Consider the following 21109-nt stretch of genomic DNA (forward strand, 5'->3'; position numbering starts at 1 on the left):
CCCGCGACCCAGGTGGCCGGCGCGATCGTCCCGCCCACGCGCGCCGGTCCGGCCGGCGCCGCCTCGGTGCCCCTACCTCCGTCGCGGCCCGATGCCGCGCAGCTCGCCATGCTCACCCCGCCGCCGGCCGCACCGGACATCGCCGCCCCGATCCCGCCCGGCCTGTCGGCGATGCCGTGCCCGGAGCTTGCCATCGGCGATCTCGGCGTGTTCGCGCCGGCGCCGGCCCCCACCGCCGCCGCCGGCTGCCGCATCGAGCGGCCGGTCACGCTGTCGGCGGTGAAGCTGAAGGACGGCCGCCTGGTGCCGCTGGAGCCCGCCGCCCTGCTTCGCTGCGACATGGCCGCCGCCGTGGCGCGCTGGCTGCGCGAGGGCGTCGCCCCGGCGGTGGAGACGCTCGGCAGCCCGCTGGCCAAGGTGCAGGTCGCCGCCGCCTACCAGTGCCGCCCGCGCAACCGCATCAAGGGCGCCAAGATCAGCGAGCACGGCCAGGGCAACGCCATGGACACCCGCGGCTACACGCTGGCGGACGGGCGCTCGGTCCTGGTCGGCGGCACCGGCGCGCAGGCCATGCCGATCGCCTTCCAGGAGCAGCTCAAGGCCAGCGCCTGCGCCGATTTCGGCACCATTCTCGGCCCGGGTTCCGACGGCTATCACGAACTGCACCTGCATGTGGACCGAGCGCAGCGGCGCAACAACCTCGTGCTCTGCCGCTGGGCGACCGGCACGCCGCCGCCCGGCGCCGGGGGCGAGAAGCCCAAGGCCGGAAGCGACGGCAAGAGTGGCGGCGGCAAGCCCGCTTCAGGCTCCACCCCGGCGACGGCGAACGATGCCGCATCCGAGCCCGCCGACGCGGAGCCGGAGGAGGCCGAACCGGAGGAATCCGGCGCCGCCGACGCCCAGGCCCAGGCTCCGGCCAGTTCTCCGGCGGGCACCCCGGCCGGCCGGTCGAACGGCGGCACGCGAAAGTAGGTGGCCCCGACCAAGGGCGCGCTTCCGGGCGCGGGCGCGGCGCACTAGGCTAGCGCCGAAACTCTGGTTCGGAGCCCACCCATGTTGACCAACCTTCAGACTCGCGACGTCGAGACGCTGGTGCACCCCTATACCAATCTCGACACCATCCGCTCGACCGGCCCGCTTATCCTCGAGCGCGGCCAGGGCGTATGGGTGCACGACGTCGACGGCAAGCCCTATCTCGAAGGCATGGCCGGCCTGTGGTGCACCGCGCTCGGCTACGGCAATGACGAACTCGTGGAGGCGGCGGCGGCGCAGATGCGCAAGCTGCCCTTCACCCACATCTTCGGCGGCAAGAGCCACGACCCGGTGATCGAGCTCGCCGAGAAGCTGAAGGAGATGGCGCCGGTGCCGATCTCCAAGGTGTTCTTCACCAATTCCGGCTCCGAGGCCAACGACACCCAGATGAAGCTCGTCTGGTACATGAACAACGCGCTCGGCCGGCCGAACAAGAAGAAGATCATCTCGCGCATCCGCGCCTATCACGGCGTCACCATCGCCTCCGCCTCGCTCACCGGGCTGGCCGGCAACCACAATGATTTCGACCTGCCGATCGCCGGCGTGCGGCACACCACCTGCCCGCACCATTACCGCCTCGCCCTGCCGGGCGAGAGCGAGGAGGATTTCGCCACCCGCCTCGCCGCCGACCTGGAGGCGCTGATCCTCGCCGAGGGGCCGGACACCGTCGCCGCCTTCATCGCCGAGCCGGTAATGGGCGCCGGCGGCGTCATCGTGCCGCCGAAGACCTATTACCCGAAGATCCAGGCGGTGCTGGACAGGTATGACGTGTTCTTCATCGGCGACGAGGTGATCACCGGCTTCGGCCGGCTCGGCACCGCCTTCGGCTGCGAGGCGCTGGACATGAAGCCGAACTCGATCTCCATCGCCAAGGCGCTGTCCTCGGCCTACCAGCCGATCGGCGCGGTGATGATCCCCGAGGACATGTACCAGGCGATGGTGGAGGAGAGCCGCAAGCTCGGCAATTTCGGCCATGGCTACACCTATTCCGGCCACCCGGTGGCCGCCGCGGTGGCGCTGAAGACTCTGGAGATCTACGAGCGCGAGAGCGTGTTCGAGCGGGTGCGGGCGAAGATCCCGCAATTCGACGCCCGCCGCGCCGCGCTGGAGGATCACCCGCTGGTCGGCGAGGCGCGCGGCATGGGCCTGGTGGCCGGCATCGAGCTGGTCGCCGACAAGAAGACCAAGCGCCAGTTCGACCCCAAGCTCGGCCTGGCGGCCAAGTGCGTGGCGTTCGCTCAGGCGGAGGGCCTCATCGTGCGCAACGTGTTCGGCGACGCCGTCACCATCTGCCCGCCGCTGGTGATCTCGCCGGCGGAGATCGACGAACTGTTCGACCGCCTCACCCGCGCACTGGACAGCACGCTCGACTGGGCGGTGCGCGAGCAGCACCTGGCGGCGTGAGGGCTGCGGGGCGGGCGGCAGGATCGCCGGCCTCCCCGCCTCGCCATCCCGCCCGCGCAACGAAAAAGGGCGCTGCCGCGGCAGCGCCCTCGTCCGAAATCCGTCCGTCGGCTGCGGTGCTCAGAGCACCACGACCTCGGTGCCCGCCGGCACGCGGGTATAGAGGTCGATCACGTCCTCGTTCAGCATGCGGATGCAGCCCGAGGAGATCGCCTGGCCGATATATTCCGGCTGGTTGGTGCCGTGGATGCGGAACAGCGTGTCCTTGTTGCCCTGGTAGAGGTAGAGCGCGCGCGCACCCATCGGGTTGTGCGGGCCGGAACCGACGAAGTTCGGCACCCCGGCAATGCGCTCCTTGATCTCGGCGGTGGGGGTCCAGGTCGGCCATTCGGCCTTGCGGCCCACCTTGGCCTCGCCCTTGAAGGCCAGGCCTTCTTCGCCGACGGTCACGCCGTAGCGGATAGCCTTGCCGCCATCCTCGACGAAATAAAGGAACTTGTTGTTGGTATCGACGACGATCGTGCCCGGCTTTTCCGCCCCGGCGTAATCGACGATATGCCGCTGGTACATATCGGGCGGCAGCACCTTCACGTACGGCGCCTTCGCCAGCAACTGCTTGTCGCGGGGCGTCAGGGAAGCTTCCGGCGCCGGAGCCTTCACCGAATTACTGCAGGCGCCCAAGCAGAGCGCGATCACCACCGCACTCACCCCACGCAAATTCATTTTCGATTCTCCGAATCACTTTCCGCAGCGGCAAGCATTACCCGCCGAGTTCCTGTACTCGAATTAGCCGAACTCGGGTTCGCCTTGAAGAGGCCATTCGTCGGCCGCATGTTTGTCGCGCGAAAATGTTGCCGAAAAACATCACTCAGGTTGCAACGTTTCAAATAGTTAACCAAGTTGCCGGCAATCTCCTCCCGCCCCTATCGACTCGGCGCGAATTGCTTATTTTTGACGCAGTCGTCGCCCAATTCATTAGCAGTCGACCGACAGGCGACGTATAGGAGGATATCATGTCAGCCGAGGACAGCCGGGAAATCGAGCCCGGCCGCGGACGCTGGGAGCGTTCGCAACAGAGCGCCCATTGGCGCGACATAGGAATTTCCGCCGTTGCCGCTGCGGCACGCTACGCCGCCGCCCCGGACCCGGCGGCCGGTGCCACCCGCGGCGCTCCCGATGCTGCCGTGCCGAAATCCGAGGCAGCCGAGCCCAAGATCGTCACCCTTCGGGACATCGAGTTCTTCGCGGCCTGACTTCCGGCTTCCCGCCGGACCGCCATCCGCCCCTCCCTTTCCCATCGCTGCGCCGACCGAGCCGGCCCGACACGCGGCCGCAGAACTGCTATGCGTGCCCGACGGCCGCCTGCACGCCTGGCAGTTCTGCGGCCGGTCCATCGCCACGCGCAGACTTAGAGGGCCGGGGAGACGCCATGATTCACGCCTATTGCCTGCGCGAGGGCGCGCTGCGGCGCGTCGACGTGCTGATCGGTGATGTCATGCCGACCGACGCGACCTGGATCGAGCTGTTCAAGCCGAGCCCGGCGGAGGACCGTTTCGTCGAGGCGGCGCTGGACATCGCCATCCCCACCCACGAGGAAATGGCCGAGATCGAGCCGTCGAGCCGCCTCCGGGTCGAGGACGACGCGCATTACATGACCGGCTCGCTGGTGTTCGACAGCGAAAACGAACGCCCCGAGCTGTCGGAGGTCACCTTCATCCTGTTCAGGGGCCGGCTGATCACCGTGCGCTACCACGATTCGAAGGCCTTCAGCCTGGTCATCGCCAAGCTGGAGCGCGCCTGCCCGGCCGGGCTGCGCGGCGACCAGCTCGTGCTGGAACTGCTCGACGCCATCATCGACCGCACCGCCGACATCATCGAGCGGGTGGCGGCGGATATCGACGTCATCTCCAAGCGGATCTTCGAGCGCGAATCCGAACCGGGCGCCCAGCGCTACCAGGCGATCCTGCGGCAGATCGGCCGCAAGGGCGACCTCGCCTCCAAGGCGCGCGAGAGCCTGGTCTCCATCGCCCGCCTGGTCACCTTCCTCGCCGCCGAGAGCGAGGCCCGCCGCATCGGCAAGGACCAGCGCGCCACGCTGAAGAGCATGCAGCGCGACATCTCCTCGCTGAACAACCACGTGTCCTATCTCGGCGACAAGATCACCTTCCTGCTCGACGCCACGCTCGGCATGGTCGGCATCGAGCAGAACAACATCATCAAGATCTTCGCGGTGCTCTCGGTGGTGTTCATGCCGCCGACGCTGATCGCCTCGATCTACGGCATGAATTTCCAGTACATGCCGGAGCTCGGCGACCGCTGGGGCTATCCGGTGGCGCTCCTCGCCATGCTCGGCGCCGCCATCGGGCCCTACTGGTTCTTCAAGTGGAAGCGCTGGCTGTAGGCGGGCCGGCCGCGCGGGCCCGCCGCCGGCGCCTCACACGTGCTGGCCGCCATTGATGTGGATCTCGGCGCCGTTCAGATAGGACGAGGTCTCGGTGCACAGCACGTAGATGATCTTCGCCACCTCGTCCGGCGTGCCGAGCCGCTGCATCGGGATCTGCTCGACGATCTTCTCGGTGCCCGGCGACAGGATCGAGGTGTCGATCTCGCCCGGCGCGATCGCATTCACCCGCACCCCCAGCGGCCCGAAATCGGCCGCCATCTCGCGGGTCAGCCCGGCCAGCGCCGCCTTGGAGGTGGCATAGGCCGCCCCGGCGAAGGGATGCACCCGCGAGCCGGCGATGGAGGTGACGTTCACCACCGCGCCATGGGTGCGCTTCAGCTCCTCCAGCAGCCCGCGCGCCAGCAGGATCGGCGCGAAGAAATTCACCTGGAACACCCGCCGCCAGTCCTCCTCCGGCGTGTTCAGCGTGCCGAGCCGCACCCCTTCGCCTCCCTTGGGCGAGATGCCGGCATTGTTCACCAGCGCGTGCAGCTGCCCGTCGGGCAGGCGCTGCTTGATCTCGTCGACCGCCTTCAGCGTATCGGCGGGGTCGGAGAGGTCGACCTGGATATGATCCTCCGGCCCCATCTCCCACGGGCAGTTTTCCGGGAAGGCATGGCGCGAGCAGGTGATGACCCGCCAGCCGGCGGCGGAGAACCGCTTGACGGTGGCGTGGCCGATGCCGCGCGAGGCGCCGGTCAGCAGCAGCGTGCGCCGCGGCTGGTTGGAGCCCTGCGATCTGGAAGCCGGGAATGTCGACCCCTGCGGGGGATAAGCCTGTGTCATGGGCCTCTGTCTAGCTCACGGATAAAGGCGTGTCTTGATCCAGGACGCACCGTCCGCCTCGCGGCGGAACAAAATGCGGTCGTGCAGGCGGAACGGGCGGTCGTGCCAGAACTCGATCTGCACCGGCCTGATGCGGAAGCCGGTCCAGTGCGGCGGGCGCGGCACGCTGCCCAGGGCATATTGCGCCGTCACCTTGGCGATCGCCGTCTCCAGCGCGAAGCGCCCCTCCAGCGGGCGCGACTGCTGGCTGGCCCAGGCGCCGATCTGCGACAGGCGCGGGCGGCTGGCGAAATAGGCGTCGGCCTCGGCGTCGCTTACCCGCTCGACGGGACCGCGCACGCGAACCTGCCGGCGCAGCGACTTCCAGTGGAACACCGCCGCCGCCTTCGGCGTGCCGGCGAGCTCGCCTCCCTTGGCGCTGCCGGTATTGGTGAAGAACACGAAGCCGCGCGCGTCGCGGGCGTTCAGCAGCACCATGCGCACGTCCGGCAGCCCGTCCGCGTCGACGGTGGCGAGCGCCATGGCGTGCGGGTCGTTCGGCTCGCTGGCCTGTGCGTCAGTGAACCATTGCTCGAACAGCGCGAAAGGTTCGTCGGCCGCGGTGAAATCACCGGCTGTTAACTGTTCTTGTTTATCCATCGCATCTTCAGTGGCAGCGGGACCGGGGGCGGCCCAATGGTGACAGCGATCAGGCGGGCGGCATCGACGGCAGATGGCGCCGGCGACCCTCGACCCTCATATAGTCGGCGGCCGGCATCGCGCACAGCGTTTTTGCGCCCGCTCTTCTGCGGGCTGGCCGGGATCGGCGTCTGTCTGGCGCTGGCCGGCTGCGCCGGCCTGTCGCCGGGGCTCGACACCACCGCGACCGGCTCCATCGCCCCCGCCACCGTCGCCGCCTCGTCGAGCGAGCCGGTGCCGGAAGGCGTGACGCCGGACGACTGGGTCGCCGCCCGCCTGGCGCTGGCCGAGGCGCTGGCCGAGCGCGGCGCCGCCCCGAGCGTGCCGTGGGAGAACGCCTCCACCGCCACGCGCGGCACCGTCACCCCGCTGGCCGGCTCCGGCGACGGCAAGTGCCGCGCCTTCCTGGTCAGCTTCGTGCGCGCCGAAGACGAAAGCTGGCTGCAGGGCGAGGCGTGCCGCACCGCCTCCCGCGGCTGGCAGGTCGACCAGGCGCGGCTGCTGGAGCGCAGCTGAGCCGGCGGCTTCCGCGCAGGGGGCGAATTCGCGCGCCGCAGGGCGAATTTCCGCGCGGCGCGGCGAATTCCGGCTAAGCTGGGGAAGTCGGGGACGCCGTACGAATTCCGGCGGATTTCCGTTTCGACAGGGCGCTCGACCGTTGCATCCGGGCAACACCGGCTCCATATGGGGAGCACAGCCCGGAACCGCCGGACGAGATCTGCACCCATGCGCGACCCTTACGAGATACTCGGCGTTTCCCGCACCGCCGACCAGAGCGATGTCAAGCGGGCTTTCCGGCGCCTCGCCAAGAAGCTGCATCCCGACGCCAACACCTCCGACCCGAAGGCTCAGGAGAAGTTCGCCGAGATCAACGGCGCCTATGAGATTCTCTCCGACACCGAGAAGCGCGGCAAGTTCGACCGCGGCGAGATCGACGCCGAGGGCAAGCCGCGCGGCTTCGAGGGCTTTCCCGGCGGCGGCGCCGGTTTCGGCAACGGCTTCGGCAATGCCGGCTTCCGGCGCGGCGGCTTCCGCCGTGGCGCCGCCGACGACGACAGCATCTTCGAGAGCTTCTCCTTCGGCCAGGGCGGCGGGCGCGCCGGCCATCACGGCGCCCAGGATGCCGGCGGCTTCGACGACGTCATCTCCGACATTCTCGGCGGGCTCGGACGCGGCGGCCGTGGCGGCCGACGCGGGGCCTCCGGCAGCTTCGGCGCCGGCGAGGGGCCGCGCGGCAGCGATGTCGACATCCGGGTCGCGGTGCCGCTGGAGACCGCCGTCGGCGGCGGCCCGGTCAAGGTGACGCTGCCCGACGGCCGCCCGGTGGAGGTGAAGATCCCGCCGCGCAGCACTGAGGGCTACCGACTGCGCCTCAAGGGCCAGGGCGAGCCCAGCGCCTTTGGCGGCCAGCCCGGCGACGCCTATGTGGTGGTCGCCTACGCTCCGCACCGGCAGTTCCGCGTCGACGGCAACGACCTGCGCATCGACGTGTCGCTGCCGCTGGCCGAGGCGGTGCTCGGCGGCAAGGTGCGCGTGCCGACCCTGACCGGCTCGGTCGAGATCAGCGTCCCGGCCTGGACCAGCTCGGGACGCACCTTCCGCCTGCGCGGCAAGGGCCTGCCGGCCGGCGAAACCGCCGACGGCGACATCCTCGCCACGCTGCGCATCGCCCTGCCCGACACGCCCGATCCCGAGCTCGAGGCGCTGATGCGCAAGCGCGCCGGCGAGGCGGCCTGAGGCGAGCCGGCCACCGGCTCGCTTGAGCGCTCATCGCCGCTGTGCGATAGGAACCTCTCGCCGACGGGCGTTGAAGCGGGTGGACGGAGCAAGGTGTGACGGAGCAGGGCACGGTTTCGGCGGGATTGATGCGCGGCAAGCGCGGCCTCGTAATGGGGGTCGCCAATAACCGTTCCATCGCATGGGGCATCGCGAGGGCCGCGCATGCGCAGGGGGCGAAGCTCGCCTTCACCTATCAGGGCGAGGCGCTGAGGAAGCGCGTCGAGCCGCTCGCCGCCGAGCTCGACGCCGCGCTGGTCGGCCATTGCGACGTCACCGATCCCGCGACCATCGACGCGGTGTTCGCCAGGACCGCCGAAGTGATGGGCGGGCTGGACTTCCTCGTCCACGCCATCGCCTTCTCCGACAAGAACGAGCTCGACGGCCGCTATGTCGACACCTCGGCGGAGAATTTCAGCAAGACCATGCTGATCTCCTGCTACAGCTTCACCGCGGTCGCCCAGCGCGCCGAGAAGCTGATGACCAATGGCGGCTCGATGCTGACGCTGACCTATTACGGCGCCGAGAAATGGATGCCGCACTACAACGTCATGGGCGTCGCCAAGGCGGCGCTGGAGGCGAGCGTGCGCTATCTCGCCGCCGATCTCGGCCCGAAGAACATCCGCGTCAACGCCATTTCCGCCGGTCCGATCAAGACCCTGGCCGCCTCCGGCATCGGCGATTTCCGCTATATCCTGAAGTGGAACGAGCTCAACGCCCCGCTGCGCCGCACCGTCACCATCGACGAGGTCGGCGATACCGGCGTCTACATGCTCTCCGATCTCGGTCGCGCCGTCACCGGCGAGATCCACCATGTCGATGCCGGCTACCATGTGGTCGGCATGAAGAATCCCGAGGCCCCGGACCTCACCCTCGACCGCGATTGACCGGAAACCCGCCGGCGGGCGGACGAGGACGGCGCACAGGCGATAGCAGGAGCAGGCGATGGCAGGAGACAGGCGATGACCAGGATTTCTGTCGGCAAGCCTCGGGTTGGCCTGCCCCGCATCGGCATCGGCATCGGCGGCCGCCTTGCCGCGGCGATGCTGGCGCTGGCGCTCGCCGGCGGCTCGGCGCTCGCGCAGTCGGGCTCGGGCGCCTCGGTCACGGTGCGGCCCGCCGCGCCGGCGGTGCAGGACCGCGGCGTGCCGCCGACCTTCCAGGAATATTCGCTGTGGGACCGCATCTTCGGGCCGGGCGGCGCCATCTTCCCCGGCTATGTCTCGCCGATCGACGACCGCCGCGACACCCGCATCGCGCTGCTCACCGGCGGCGGCGAGGGGCGCATGGTCTTCGCCGCCGGCACCGCCGACAGCCGCTGCCAGGACGGCCAGGTGCCGCGCGTCACCGTACTGCAGGCCCCCGCCGGGGTGAACCTCTCCACCGATATCGGCCGCTTCACCGCCCGCCGCAACGATGCCGGCTCCACCTTCTGCCTCGGCCGCGTCATCGGCGGCACCCGCGTGTTCGTCAGCGGCCGGCTGCCGCGCGGCGGCGCCACCGCCACCCTGCGCGTCGCCTATCCGCAGGTCGGGCGCTCCGGCCGCAGCTACACGCATGTCGTGGCCATTCCCGCGAAATGACCAAGCGCCGCATCTTCCTCGTCCGCCACGGCGAAACCGACTGGAACCTCGCCGGCCGCCTTCAGGGCGGCCACGACATTCCCCTCAACGATCTCGGCTGCGAGCAGGCCGCCAGCCTCGCCCGCGTCATCGAGCGGCTCGCCGGCAAGGTGCTGCCGCCCGACTACGTGGCGAGCCCGCTGTCGCGCGCGGCGCAGACCATGGCGATCCTGCGCGCCGAGCTCGGCCTGCCGCCGGATGATTTCCGCCGTGAGCCGCGGCTGCAGGAAATCTCCTTCGGCCGCTGGGAAGGCTTCACCTGGCCGGAACTGCGTCGGCGCGACCCCGATTCGGTGTCGCAGCACCGGGCCAATCCCTGGCATTACCGCCCGCCGGGCGGCGAGAGCTATTCCGAGCTGTCGGTCCGGGTGATGGCCGCCATGGCCGAGATCACCCGCGACGCCGTGGTGGTCACCCATGGCGGGGTGGTGCGGGCGATGCTGCACGCGCTCACCGGCATGCCGCCGCAGCAGGCCGCCTTCCTGCCGGTGCGCCAGGGGGCGGTCTATCTGATCGAGGACGGCGCCTTCGAGCTCGCCGTCGCGTGAAGGGTCCCGCCGCCGGCTGTTGAAGGCGGCAGTCCGTTGAAGAGATGCAGGTTCAAGACATGCAGACCGTGCTGATCCGCCCCGACGCCGCCGACCAGCCGCGCCCGATCTGGTGCGTCACGCCGCAGAACTGGCGCCGGCTCGCCGCCGAGCTGCCGCCCATCGCGCTCGCCTTCGCCGAGGCGTCGGGCTTCCGCGCCGATCCCGGCACGCTGCTGGTGGTGCCGGACGAGGGTGGCGCCATTGCCGGCGTGCTGTTCGGCGTCGAGGCGGCCCCGCGCGATCCGCTGGCCTTCGGCAAGCTCGCCACCTCGCTGCCGGCCGGCGACTACCGCATCGCCCAGGATCCCGCGGAACTTCGCCCGGCCGATCCGCGCCTTGCCGCGCTCGGCTTCGCGCTCGGCGCCTATCGCTTCGAGCGCTACCGCGCCCGCAACGGCGCCCGCCCGCGCCTGGTGCTGCCGGACGGCGTCGACGAGGCCGGCCTCGCCCGCACGGTGGAGGCGGTGACGCTGGTCCGCGACCTCGTCAACACCCCGGCCAACGATCTCGGCCCGGTCGAGCTGGAGCACGCCGCCCGGTCGCTGGCCGCCGACCATGATGCCGCCATCGCCGTCACCACCGGCGACGCGCTGCTCGCCGCCAACCTGCCGATGATCCACGCGGTCGGCCGCGCCAGCCCGCGCGCGCCCCGTCTCATCGACATGAGCTGGGGCGAGGCCGACGCGCCCAAGGTGACGCTGGTCGGCAAGGGCGTGTGCTTCGACACCGGCGGCCTCGACATCAAGCCGCCGAGCGGCATGCTGCTGATGAAGAAGGACATGGGCGGCGCCGCCCATGCGCTCGGCCTCGCCCACATGATCATGGCGCGCAAGCTGCCGGTGCGGCTGCGGGTGCTGATCCCGGCGGTGGAGAATTCCATCGACGGCTCCGCCTTCCGCCCCGGCGACATCCTGCGCTCGCGCAAGGGCCTGTCGGTCGAGATCGGCAATACCGACGCCGAGGGCCGGCTGGTGCTGGCCGATGCGCTCAGCCTCGCCGACGACGAGGCGCCGGAGCTGATGATCGACTTCGCCACCCTGACCGGCGCCGCCCGCGTCGCGCTCGGCCCGCAATTGCCGCCGGCCTATACCGACGACGAGGCGCTCGCCGCCGAGCTCGCCCGCCATGCCGCCGCCGAGGCCGATCCGCTCTGGCGCATGCCGCTGTGGAAGCCCTATGCCGGCATGCTCGACAGTCCGATCGCCGACATGAACAACGCGCCGGGCAGCGGCTTTGCCGGCTCCATCACCGCCGCCCTGTTCCTGCAGCGCTTCGTCGAGCGCGCCGGCGCCTGGCTGCATCTCGACATCTTCGCCTGGAACCCCTCCTCGCGCCCCGGACGGCCGGAAGGCGGCGAGGCGCAGGTCATCCGCGCCCTCGACGCCCTGCTGGCCGAGCGCTACGGCTGACGCGGCGCGACCGCTGAAGCCGGCCCGGCCAGGGCCATAGCGCGAATTTGTAACCATTTTCGCGCGTCGAGCTTTTCTTGCCGGGTCGCCTCCCTGTAGTCTGGCGAACAATCCGTAGCCGTAACGATTGCGGGCGGACGGGCGGAGGCGTGAGGCCTCGGAGGCTGTGGACCATGGCGGTCGAGATGCGGGCCTCGCAGGCGCTGCGCCTGCTGCACGAGCTGGCGCTCGCGCAGGTGCGCGATGACGCGCCCGACCTCTCGCAGCGCCAGCTCGCCATCCTGCTCGGCGTCTATCTGGAGGCGCCGCCGCATACGGTGCGCGGCCTCGCCGCCCGGCTCGGCGTCACCAAGCCGGTGATCACCCGCGCCCTCGACACCATGGGCGCGCTGGGCCTGGTCTCGCGCCGGCGCGACGAGGCCGACCGGCGCAACGTCATCGTCCAGCGCACGGTGGAAGGCGCGCTCTATCTCGAAAAGCTCGGCGACCTCGTCGTCGCCACCGCCCGCGGCCTGCCGCGCTGAAGCTTGCGGTGCCGCCGCCGATACCCGACATTGGCGCCGCCGGTGAAGGCCGCCGGCGACCGGCCCCTGCTTCGTCTCCAACCCGGCCCGACCTGACCCGATGACCGAGCTCGATCCCCGCCTCTCCCCGGCCCGCCCCGACCTTGCCGCCGCGCATCTGGAGGGGCTGGTCGAGGCCGACCTGTTCGTCGAGGGCACGCCGCGGCGCGTCGCGCGCGAGCGCGCCGGCGTCACCCGCGATCCCGACCCGATGGCGCCGCTGGTGACCGAGGCGCTGTTCGGCGAGACCGTCACCGTCTACGAGGCGACCGAGGAAGGCTGGGCCTGGGTGCAGCTCGACGCCGATTCCTATGTCGGCTGGATGGCGCTGGAGGCGCTGGCGCCGCTCGGCCCGCCCGCGACCCACAAGGTGAGCGCGCTGCGCACTCCGGTCTTCCCCGGCCCCAGCATCAAGCTGCCGCCCTCCGCCCTGCTGTCGCTGGGCAGCCGGGTGGCGGTGGCGGAGGCGCGCGAGCGCTTCCTGGTCACCGAGGAGGGCGGCTACATCTTCGCCGGCCATCTCGCGGCGCTGGATTTCCTGGAGGCCGACCCGGTCGAGGTGGCCGCGCGTTTCCTCGGCGCCGCCTATCTCTGGGGCGGGCGCTCCAGCCTCGGGCTCGACTGCTCGGCGCTAGTGCAGGCAGCGCTCGCCGCGTGCGGCATCCCCTGCCCGCGCGACAGCGACATGCAGGAACGGGCGCTGGGCACCGATATCGGCTTTTCCGGCGACCTCGCCACGCTCCGGCGCGGCGACCTCGTGTTCTGGCCCGGCCATGTCGGCATGGTCGAGGATGAGCGGACGCTGCTGCACGCGACCGCGCATTTCATGGCGGTGGTGCGCGAACCGCTCGGCCCGGCGCTGGCGCGCATCGAACGCGCCAGCGCGCCGGTGCGCACGGTGCGTCGGCTCTGAGCGGCGCTTCCCGAAATCACCGCGCGGGCTCCCTCTCCCCGTCGGGGAGAGGGTTGGGGTGAGGGGCCTGAGCCCCACCCACCCAGACCGCCCCTCACCCCGCCGGGGAGAGGGAAGAAGCGCGCCCCCACACACGAAGACGCCCGGCCTGCGCGAAGCGGGGCGGGCGTCGTCAGTCTCATCGCGGTGCGGCGCGGCGACTTGCCGCGCCCGCTTGCCGCGCCCGCCTGAGTCACTGCGCGGCGGCCTTCCGGGTCGGCGCGCCCAGCGCCAGCGCGTCGGCCAGCACGCGGTAGACGTCGCTCTCCTCCATGTAGCCCTTGAACTCTTCCGAGCCCGGGCCGGTCGCCTGCAGCACCACGTCGTCGACCGCGTGCACGCCGCTGTCGCCGTCGCGCGGGATGTTGCCGATGCGCAGCACCGCGCCGGGCACGTCCTTATAGGCTTCGTTGGCGATGTATTTCTTGTCGGCATTCTGCACCGCCGGCACGAACGGGCCGTCGAGCTTCGGGCGGAAGGTCTCGTAGTAATCCGGGTAGTTGTTGGCGAAGATGGCGAGGCGGCGGCTCACGTCGATGCGGTCGGGATAGCCGTCGCCGTCCTTGTCCTCATAGTTCGGGAAGCCGGCATCGGCATAGGTGCCGACCTTCTCGCGCATGTCGGTGCCCGGCTTGTCGTCGTCGATGGTGCCGATCAGCGAGACGCCATGGGTGTGGTCGCCGGTGACGACGATCAGCGTGTCGGGATGGGCCTTGGCGAACGCGCGCACGACGCCGACCACCTGGTCCATCTCGATGGTCTCGATCACCGCGCGGTCCCAGTCGAGCGGGTGGGACATCTTGTCGATCGAGGCGCCCTCGACCATCAGCACGAAGCCCTCGGGGTTCTTCGACAGCGAGTTCAGCGCCACCTTGGTCATGTCGACGAGGCCGGGCTGGTCGGGGAACTTCGACACCGTGCCCTTCTTGAGCTGCATGCGGTCGAGCGCGGTGTCCATGTTGCCGGGGTGGAACACGCCGAAGATCTTGCCGGAGTTCGACATCGAGGCGGCGTCCAGCTCGGCCTTGGTGGTGGCGATCTGGTAGCCGTCCTGCTTGAACAGCTCGACGAAGTTCTTCTCGTCCTTGCGCTTGGAGCCGGCGGTGCTCTTCGGGATGAAGTAGGCGCCGCCGCCGCCGAGCACCACGTCCGGGCGGACATTGTAGAGCATCTCGGCGATCTCGGCCTTGTCGGAGCGCCGGCGGGTATGGGCGACCACCGCCGCCGGGGTGGCGTCCTGCAGTTCGGCGGTGGAGATGATGCCGAGCGACTTGGAGCCGGTGCGGCGCACCGCCTCGCCCAGCGTCTCCACCTTCGGGTCGTCGAGGCTGTCCTTGGTGCGGTCGGCATAGACGCCGATGGCGTTGATCGCGCTCTTGTGGCCGGTCATGTAGGCCGACATCGAATTGGCGCTGTCCACCGCGATCGAATCGGTCGACGAGGTGCCGATGAACGCCATGCGGTCGAGGCCGTCCATGTTCAGGCGGCCATTGGCCTTACCCTCGGTCACGCCCTTGGACATGATGCGGGCGGCGGTGCGGTGGGCGACCGACAGGCCGTCGCCGAGCACGAAGATCACGTTCTTCACCTTCGGCGTCGCCGGGGTGCCGAACACCTCCCAGGTCACCGACTTGGTCTTGCCGGCGGCGCTGGCCTCGACCTTGTAGGTCCCCGGCGTCGCGATGGAGACGGCGCGCAGCACCAGCGCCGAGGCCTCGACGCCCGGCTCCTTCTCGACGAAGGTCGCGTCCTTGCCGAGCAGCTTGGCGTAATCCTCGCCGTTGATGGTGACCTTCACCTCGTCCGGCTTCACCACGCCGTCGAACTCCACCTTGAAGTCGAACGGCGCGCCCTGGAGGATGGTGGCGCGATCGATCGGGTAGACGGCGTCGGCAGCAGCCGTGCCCGAGAGCACGGTGCCGGAGAGCAGGGCAAGGCTGGCCGCGGCCAGCAGGCGGGCTGTCGGCAAGGATGTGCGCATCGAGGGATCTCCGCTTCGGACAGGCGGCGGGGGCCGCGGATCGGAAAAACCCTCTAGGCACCTTCCATGTCGCGCGGGTGACAATCGCCGGCGTCGCGATCATTTAGCCGGCTCTTCTATCGCGCCGAGCGCCCCGCTCCGGCGGCGAACGCCTCCGTCCGTGCGCGGTTCAGCGCGAACCATTGCAGCGCCGCCAGCACGAACACATTGCCGATCCGCCCCGGCGAGGGCTCGGTGAGCGCCGCCAGCGCCTCGCCGACCGGCAGCAGGAACGGGCGCGTGTGCTCGCTCTCGCCCGGCTCGCCGGCCTCTTCCGGCACCCGCGTGCTATCGACCAGCGCCAGGAACAGCTCGGCATGCTCGTCGGTGACGCCCGGCGTCGGCATGAAGGCCAGCATCGGCAGCAGCGCGGAAGGCTCCACCCCGAGCTCCTCGCGGCATTCGCGCCGCGCGGCGAATTGGGCCGTCTCGCCTTCCTCGATCCGCCCGGCGGCGATCTCGGTGAGCTCGCCGCGCCCGGTCGCCAGATGCGCGGCGAGGCGGAACTGGCGGATCAGCACGAACACATCCGCCGCCGGGTCCCAGGCCAGCGCCGCCACCACCGGCCCGACACGCAATATGTCGCGCGTCTGGGTCAGCGGTTGCCCGCCCGCGCCCGGCAGCGTCACGGTGAAGCGGTCATAGGGGCGGAAGCCGTCGCCGATCGACACCGGGCCTTCGAGCGTCACCGGCACCGCGTGGTCGCCCAGTCCCCCGCCCGGTCCCGCGCGCCCGGCCCCGCTCACGCCGTCGCCTCGGGCGCCGCCCCCGAGGTCGTCCCCGAGGCCGCCCCCAAAGTCACTCCCAAAGCCGCCTCGTCCGCCGGCGGCACCTCCTCCAGGTGGAAGGCGGCGGCGAACAGCGCCCGCGTATAGGCGCTCTTGGGGTTGGCGAACATCTCGGCCGCCGCGCCTTCCTCCACCACCACGCCCTGCTTCATCACCACGAGCCGCGAGGCCAGCGCCGCCACCACCTTCAGGTCGTGGCTGATGAACAGGTAGGTGAGGCCGCGCCGCTGCTGCAGGTCGCGCAGCAGGTCGACGATCTGCGCCTGCACGATCATGTCGAGCGCGCTGGTCGGCTCGTCCAGCACCACGAAGGTCGGCTCCAGCACGATGGCGCGGGCGATGGCGACGCGCTGGCGCTGGCCGCCGGAGAATTCGTGGGGGTAGCGGTGCCGGCTCTCGGGATCGAGCCTGACATCGGCGAGCGCCTCCACCACCCGCGCGTCGCGCGCCTCGGCCGAGAGCTCGGGCCGGTGCACCCGCAGCCCCTCGCCGATGATGTCGGCGATCGACATGCGCGGGGAGAGCGAGCCGAACGGGTCCTGGAACACGATCTGCATGTCCTGCCGGTGCGCCCGCATCGCCTTGAAGCCGAGCGTGTCGAGAGGCGAGCCCATGAACACGATCGGCCCCTGCGAGGAGATCAGCCGCAGCAGCGCCAGCCCGAGCGTGGTCTTGCCGGAGCCGCTCTCGCCCACCACGCCCAGCGTCTCGCCCTTGCGGATGGCGATGGAGACGCCGTCCACCGCCTTGATATGGCCGACGGTCTTGCGCAGCAGCCCGGCCTTGATCGGGAACCACACCTTGAGGTCCTTCGCCTCCATCACCAGCTCGGCCTCGGGATGCGGCGGCGCCGGCGCGCCGGAGGGCTGGGCGGCGATCAGCTGGCGCGTATAGGCATGCTTGGGCGCGGCGAAGACGTCTGCCACCGTGCCCTCCTCGACGATGCGGCCCTTGTTCATCACGCAGACACGGGTTGCGATGCGCCGCACGATGCCGAGATCATGGGTGATGAACAGCATGGTCATGCCGAGCCGGCCCTGCAATTCCTTGAGCAGCGTCAGGATCTGCGCCTGCACGGTGACGTCGAGCGCGGTGGTCGGCTCGTCGGCGATCAGCAGCTTGGGCTCGTTGGCGAGCGCCATGGCGATCATCACCCGCTGGCGCTGCCCGCCGGAGAGCTGGTGCGGATAGGAGCCGAGCCGCGTCTCCGGCTCGGGAATGCCGACCTCGGTGAGCAGTTCGATCACCCTTTTCCGCGCTGCGCTGCCGGCGATGCCGCGATGCAGGCTCAGGATCTCTGCGATCTGCTGCTCCACCGTGTGCAGCGGATTGAGCGAGGTCATCGGCTCCTGGAACACCATGGTGATGTCGTTGCCGCGCACCTTGCGGATCTGCCGCTCGCTCATCGCCAGCAGGTCCTGCCCCTCGAACATCACCTGGCCGGAAGGATGCGAGGCGGCGGGATATTGCAGCAGCTTGAGGATGGACAGCGCGGTCACCGACTTGCCGGAGCCGGACTCGCCAACCAGCGCCAGCGTCTCGCCGCGCTTGAGCGCGAACGACACCCGGTCGACCGCCAGCGCCGGCGCCCCGCCCTCGCGCGCGAAGGCGACGGAGAGGTCGTTGACGGAGAGGAGGGGGGAGTCAGTCAAGCCGGGCAGCCCTTATGTCGTCGAGGGTGAAGGGGGTAAGGGACAGGCGCTTCATGCCGTCCGGCATGGCGAGCCGTTCGTCGTTGCTGATGAAGAAGGCGCAGCCGTCTCTGCGCGCGGTAGCGACATGCACGGCGTCGGGGAGTCGTACGGAGGGGCGGCGCGCCCGAATACCCGCCGCCTCGACAAGGATGTCGCGGGCGACGGGGCGAACCTCCATTGCCGGGCTCGGCGTCAGCATGGCCTGATAGCTGGCGGCCAGTTCGTCGTCGCCGATCTCCATCGGCTTCACGAGGATTTCCGCTAGCGTGATCTCGCTGGTCACCGCCATCATCTCGCCGCCCTCTATGGCGCGAAGCAGCCACCATGCATGGTCGGATCGCGCGCCCGCATTCTCGAAGGCGGTGATGAAGACGTTGGAATCGAGATAGACCCTGACCATGTCGTTCATCGACGGTCCCATTCGTCGCGCAGGGCGCGGACATGGTCGACGATCTCTTCGGCATTGGCGAAGCGCGAGCGGCGCAGATGCCCGAAACGGCTGAAATGGCCACCCGCCGCAAGCTCGGGCTCCGCGAGCATGGGACCGGGCAGCTCGACCGTCTGCCGGGCATGGATATCCGCCAATAGATCGGCCGTCATATGAATGCCACGCCGGCGCGCCGCCCGCACCAGATCGCGCCAGTAGCCGACGGGAATCGAACCCCGCTGCTTCCAGGCCGACACCGTCGGATAGGACACGCCGATATCCCGCCCCAAATCGGCGTCAGTCGGCCACAGCTCGAAAATTTCAGCAACGTTCCGCATAGTCGTTATATACGTTCTGCATGATCCGTCGACAAATCACGGATGGATCAGACCCATCCCTCACGAAAACGTCTTCCTGGGGTCGAAGGCGTCGCGCACCGCCTCGCCGGTGAAGATCAACAGGCTCAGCATGAAGGCGACGGTGAAGAAGCCGGTCAGGCCCAGCCACGGCGCCTGCACGTTCGACTTGCCCTGCGCCAGCAATTCGCCGAGCGAGGGCGAGCCGGGCGGCAGGCCGAAGCCGAGGAAGTCCAGCGCCGTCAGCGTCATCACCGAGGACGAGACGATGAACGGCATCATGGTCAGCGTCGCCACCATGGCGTTGGGCAGCATGTGCCGCCACATGATGACGCCGTTGGAGACGCCGAGCGCGCGGGCGGCCTGCACATATTCGAAATTGCGCGCCCGGAGGAATTCCGCCCGCACCAGCCCGACCAGCGCCACCCAGGAGAACAGCAGCAATATGCCGAGCAGCACCCAGAAGCCGGGAGCGAGGATCGAGGAGATGATCAGCAGCAGGTACAGCGCCGGGATCGCCGTCCAGATCTCGATGAAGCGCTGGAACAACAGGTCGGTCCAGCCGCCGAAATAGCCCTGCACCGCGCCGGCGGCCACCCCGATCACCGAGGAGATGATGGTGAGGATCAGCCCGAACAGCACCGAGAGCCGGAAGCCGTAGATGAGGCGCGCCAGCACGTCGCGGCCCTGGTCGTCGGTGCCGAGCCAGTTCCATTCCAGCGCGTCGCAGCCGCCGCCGGCGCGGCCGAGCTTCTCGGCCACCGGCGCGCATTGCGCCTCGGTCAGCATCCAGGTCGGCGGCGAGGGCGCCGGCGTCGGCAGGTCGAGATTATGGGTGTCGAAGCTGTAGCGGATCGGCGGCCACAGCATGTAGCCGCCGGAATCGGCGATCAGCTTCTTCAGATACGGGTCGCGGTAATCCGCCTCGGTCTCGAAATCGCCGCCGAAGCTGGTCTCGGGATAGGCGTGCACCGCCGGGAAATAATAGCCGCCGTCATATTTCACCAGGAACGGCTTGTCGTTGGCGATGAACTCGGCGCCGAGGCTGGCGACGAACAGCACCATGAAGATGACGAAGCTCCAGAACCCGCGCTTGTTGCGGCGGAAATTGGCGAGCCGGCGCTGGTTGATCGGCGTCAGCCGGGAGCGGGCGGGCGCCGGCGCGGCGGTGTCGAGCGTGGCGGCGTCCATCTCACACCTCCCGCGTCTCGAAGTCGATGCGCGGATCGACCCAGCTATAGGTGAGGTCGGAGATGAGGTTCACCACCAGCCCGACCAGCGAGAAGATGTAGAGATTGGCGAACACCACGGGATAGTCGCGGTTGAGCACGCTCTCGAAGCCGAGCAGCCCCAGCCCGTCCAGCGAGAAGATGGTCTCGATCAGCAGCGAACCGGAGAAGAACGCCCCGACAAAGGCGCTCGGGAAGCCGGCGATGATGATCAGCATGGCGTTGCGGAACACGTGGCGGTACAGCACCGAGCGCTCCGACAGCCCCTTCATCCGCGCGGTGACCACGTATTGCTTGCGGATCTCGTCGAGGAACGAGTTCTTGGTGAGCAGCGCCATGGTGGCGAAGGCCCCGAGCACCATGGAGGTGATCGGCAGCACCAGGTGCCAGAAATAATCGAGGATGCGCGCGCCCCAGCCCATCTGCTCCCAATTGTCCGAGGTGAGCCCGCGCAGCGGGAACCACGAGAAGAACGAGCCGCCGGCGAACAGGATGATCAGGAGGATGGCGAACAGGAAGCTCGGGATGGCGTAGCCGACGATGATCACCGCCGAGGTCCACACGTCGAAGCGCGAGCCGTCGCGCACCGCCTTGGCGATGCCGAGCGGGATGGAGATCGCGTAGGTGATCAGCATCATCCACAGGCCGAGCGAGATCGAGACCGGCATCTTCTCCTTGATCAGGTCGATCACGGTGATGTCGCGGAAATAGGAGCGGCCGAAATCGAAGCGGGCATAGTCCCACAGCATCTTGGCGAAGCGCTCATGCGCCGGCCTGTCGAAGCCGAACTGCTGCTCCAGCTGCTTGATGAAGGCCGGGTCCAGCCCCTGCGCGCCGCGATATTTCGAGCTCGACGGGTCGCTGCGCGGCGCCCCCTGCGCGGCGCCGCCGAAATCGCCGCCGCCGCCGGAAATGCGCTGGGTGGCGGAGGACCCCTCGCCGGTCAGTTCGGCGATCACCCGCTCCACCGGCCCGCCGGGCGCGAACTGCACCACTAGGAATGAGATCAGCATGATGCCGATGAGGGTCGGCACCATCAGGGCGACGCGGCGGATGATGTAGGCGAGCATGCGGGGAGATGTCCTCCGGCGTTGCGCACAAGGTGGCGGGCCGGGACCCGCCGGTCAACTTAACGTCGTGTCATGTTAATGCACGGACCCACTTGCGTTCAGCTTTCAGCCGCATCCCGAGCGACGTCATCCTGAGGTGCCCGGCCATCGGCCGGGCCTCGAAGGATGGTCCTCCGGGTGCATTCAACGCCCCTCCTTCGAGGCTCGCTGCGCTCGCGCCTCAGGATGACGGCGCTCTTGAAGCAAGGACATCGACGCAACTTCCCTACT

22 protein-coding genes are annotated in these 21109 nt (G+C 69.5%); 12 read left to right on the top strand and 10 right to left on the bottom strand.

Annotated elements, in window-relative coordinates; all coding sequences use genetic code 11:
• Positions 1 to 972 (top strand): extensin-like domain-containing protein (locus AC1RU4_RS24780; RefSeq protein ID WP_492894289.1); only part of this gene is annotated, 972 nt, incomplete at its 5' end.
• 81 nt (positions 973 to 1053) lie between these two features.
• Positions 1054 to 2436, top strand: coding sequence for an aspartate aminotransferase family protein (locus AC1RU4_RS24785; protein WP_492894291.1), 1383 nt, complete (start codon positions 1054 to 1056; stop codon positions 2434 to 2436).
• Between the two features lie 120 nt (positions 2437 to 2556).
• Here AC1RU4_RS24785 and AC1RU4_RS24790 read toward each other — a convergent pair whose 3' ends face one another.
• Complete coding sequence (locus AC1RU4_RS24790; RefSeq protein ID WP_492894293.1) at positions 2557 to 3159, bottom strand: L,D-transpeptidase; 603 nt, start codon at positions 3157 to 3159, stop codon at positions 2557 to 2559.
• A 290-nt stretch (positions 3160 to 3449) separates the two neighbouring features.
• On the opposite strand from AC1RU4_RS24790, the gene AC1RU4_RS24795 reads away from it, so the two are divergent.
• Positions 3450 to 3689 carry a hypothetical protein gene (locus AC1RU4_RS24795; protein ID WP_492894295.1) on the top strand — a complete coding sequence of 80 codons (240 nt, stop codon included), beginning with the start codon at positions 3450 to 3452 and terminating at the stop codon, positions 3687 to 3689.
• A gap of 176 nt (positions 3690 to 3865) precedes the next feature.
• Positions 3866 to 4837 carry a magnesium transporter CorA family protein gene (locus tag AC1RU4_RS24800; protein ID WP_492894297.1) on the top strand — a complete coding sequence of 324 codons (972 nt, stop codon included), beginning with the start codon at positions 3866 to 3868 and terminating at the stop codon, positions 4835 to 4837.
• Between the two features lie 33 nt (positions 4838 to 4870).
• Here AC1RU4_RS24800 and AC1RU4_RS24805 read toward each other — a convergent pair whose 3' ends face one another.
• Complete coding sequence (locus AC1RU4_RS24805; RefSeq protein WP_492894299.1) at positions 4871 to 5665, bottom strand: SDR family NAD(P)-dependent oxidoreductase; 795 nt, start codon at positions 5663 to 5665, stop codon at positions 4871 to 4873.
• 15 nt (positions 5666 to 5680) lie between these two features.
• Positions 5681 to 6304, bottom strand: coding sequence for a pyridoxamine 5'-phosphate oxidase (pdxH, locus tag AC1RU4_RS24810; RefSeq protein WP_492894301.1), 624 nt, complete (start codon positions 6302 to 6304; stop codon positions 5681 to 5683).
• Positions 6305 to 6436: 132 nt separating this feature from the next.
• On the opposite strand from pdxH, the gene AC1RU4_RS24815 reads away from it, so the two are divergent.
• From AC1RU4_RS24815 to AC1RU4_RS24850, 8 genes are all read left to right on the top strand, one after another.
• Positions 6437 to 6859 carry an RT0821/Lpp0805 family surface protein gene (locus AC1RU4_RS24815; RefSeq protein ID WP_492894303.1) on the top strand — a complete coding sequence of 141 codons (423 nt, stop codon included), beginning with the start codon at positions 6437 to 6439 and terminating at the stop codon, positions 6857 to 6859.
• Positions 6860 to 7069: 210 nt separating this feature from the next.
• A complete protein-coding gene (locus tag AC1RU4_RS24820; RefSeq protein WP_492894305.1) occupies positions 7070 to 8080 on the top strand; it encodes a DnaJ C-terminal domain-containing protein in 1011 nt (336 codons plus the stop codon).
• Between the two features lie 128 nt (positions 8081 to 8208).
• Positions 8209 to 9006: an enoyl-ACP reductase FabI gene (fabI, locus tag AC1RU4_RS24825; RefSeq protein ID WP_492894398.1), complete on the top strand. Its 798-nt coding sequence runs from the start codon at positions 8209 to 8211 to the stop codon at positions 9004 to 9006.
• A 75-nt stretch (positions 9007 to 9081) separates the two neighbouring features.
• Entirely contained in the window at positions 9082 to 9702 is a 621-nt protein-coding gene (locus AC1RU4_RS24830; protein WP_492894307.1) for a hypothetical protein, read from the top strand.
• On the top strand, positions 9699 to 10289 hold the full coding sequence (locus tag AC1RU4_RS24835) for a histidine phosphatase family protein (RefSeq protein ID WP_492894309.1): 591 nt from the start codon (positions 9699 to 9701) through the stop codon (positions 10287 to 10289). Before AC1RU4_RS24830 ends, AC1RU4_RS24835 begins: the two co-directional genes overlap by 4 nt.
• A 59-nt stretch (positions 10290 to 10348) precedes the next feature.
• Positions 10349 to 11740 (top strand): leucyl aminopeptidase family protein, encoded by a 1392-nt coding sequence (locus AC1RU4_RS24840; protein WP_492894311.1) that lies wholly within the window; start codon positions 10349 to 10351, stop codon positions 11738 to 11740.
• Between the two features lie 173 nt (positions 11741 to 11913).
• The gene (locus tag AC1RU4_RS24845; protein ID WP_492894313.1) at positions 11914 to 12264 is read left to right on the top strand and encodes a MarR family transcriptional regulator; all 351 of its coding nucleotides are present in this window, start codon (positions 11914 to 11916) and stop codon (positions 12262 to 12264) included.
• 100 nt (positions 12265 to 12364) lie between these two features.
• A complete protein-coding gene (locus tag AC1RU4_RS24850) occupies positions 12365 to 13216 on the top strand; it encodes a C40 family peptidase (RefSeq protein WP_492894315.1) in 852 nt (283 codons plus the stop codon).
• Between the two features lie 232 nt (positions 13217 to 13448).
• On the opposite strand, the gene AC1RU4_RS24855 is transcribed toward AC1RU4_RS24850, so the two are convergent.
• The 7 genes from AC1RU4_RS24855 to AC1RU4_RS24885 all read right to left on the bottom strand — a co-directional run bounded on the left by AC1RU4_RS24855 (position 13449) and on the right by AC1RU4_RS24885 (position 20839).
• Positions 13449 to 15236: an alkaline phosphatase gene (locus tag AC1RU4_RS24855; RefSeq protein WP_492894317.1), complete on the bottom strand. Its 1788-nt coding sequence runs from the start codon at positions 15234 to 15236 to the stop codon at positions 13449 to 13451.
• Positions 15237 to 15352: 116 nt separating this feature from the next.
• Positions 15353 to 16021, bottom strand: coding sequence for an NUDIX domain-containing protein (locus AC1RU4_RS24860; protein WP_492894319.1), 669 nt, complete (start codon positions 16019 to 16021; stop codon positions 15353 to 15355).
• Positions 16018 to 17715, bottom strand: coding sequence for an ABC transporter ATP-binding protein (locus AC1RU4_RS24865; RefSeq protein ID WP_492894321.1), 1698 nt, complete (start codon positions 17713 to 17715; stop codon positions 16018 to 16020). Before AC1RU4_RS24865 ends, AC1RU4_RS24860 begins: the two co-directional genes overlap by 4 nt.
• Positions 17708 to 18166 (bottom strand): type II toxin-antitoxin system VapC family toxin, encoded by a 459-nt coding sequence (locus AC1RU4_RS24870; protein ID WP_492894323.1) that lies wholly within the window; start codon positions 18164 to 18166, stop codon positions 17708 to 17710. Before AC1RU4_RS24870 ends, AC1RU4_RS24865 begins: the two co-directional genes overlap by 8 nt.
• The gene (locus AC1RU4_RS24875) at positions 18163 to 18456 is read right to left on the bottom strand and encodes a hypothetical protein (RefSeq protein ID WP_492894325.1); all 294 of its coding nucleotides are present in this window, start codon (positions 18454 to 18456) and stop codon (positions 18163 to 18165) included. The genes AC1RU4_RS24870 and AC1RU4_RS24875 overlap by 4 nt, the downstream gene beginning before the upstream one ends.
• Before the next feature lie 126 nt (positions 18457 to 18582).
• Positions 18583 to 19731 carry an ABC transporter permease gene (locus AC1RU4_RS24880; RefSeq protein ID WP_492894327.1) on the bottom strand — a complete coding sequence of 383 codons (1149 nt, stop codon included), beginning with the start codon at positions 19729 to 19731 and terminating at the stop codon, positions 18583 to 18585.
• 1 nt (position 19732) lies between these two features.
• Entirely contained in the window at positions 19733 to 20839 is a 1107-nt protein-coding gene (locus AC1RU4_RS24885) for a microcin C ABC transporter permease YejB (protein ID WP_492894329.1), read from the bottom strand.
• Positions 20840 to 21109: the final 270 nt, after the last annotated feature.

Source organism: Ancylobacter sp. GW821-FHT10E12 (assembly GCF_058809335.1).